Source organism: Staphylococcus sp. EG-SA-14, assembly GCF_017151935.1.
GTDB classification, from domain to species: Bacteria; Bacillota; Bacilli; order Staphylococcales; family Staphylococcaceae; genus Staphylococcus; species Staphylococcus aureus.
Genome location: NZ_JACVZM010000115.1, coordinates 1 through 245, shown reverse-complemented (window position 1 = coordinate 245; position 245 = coordinate 1). Strand labels below are relative to the sequence as shown.

The 245-nt window shown below is 38.8% G+C and carries 2 pseudogenes; both read left to right on the top strand.

The features are described from left to right. Nucleotides 1-139: pseudogene (locus IDG63_RS14575) on the top strand (MFS transporter); the annotation flags it as partial. Continuing rightward, nucleotides 106-245 (top strand): annotated as a pseudogene (locus IDG63_RS14570) (rRNA methyltransferase); the annotation flags it as partial. The pseudogenes IDG63_RS14575 and IDG63_RS14570, both read left to right, overlap by 34 nt.

Sequence of the window (245 nt, the reverse complement as noted above, 5' to 3'; positions counted from 1 at the left end):
CTTAGCGCAAAATATTGGTGTGGCTGTCGGTGCTGCAATGGGCGGCTTTGTCGCAGAATTTAGCTTTAACTATATCTTTTTAGCCAATCTTATTATGTATGTTGTGTTTGCGCTTGTCGCGGTAACGGCAATGACACTTTATTTTTAGCCGAACAAGTACCAGAAGGACATGTTTATGGTTTCGACATTCAAGATTTAGCTTTGGAAAATACACGTGATAAAGTTAAGGATTTCAATCATGTTTC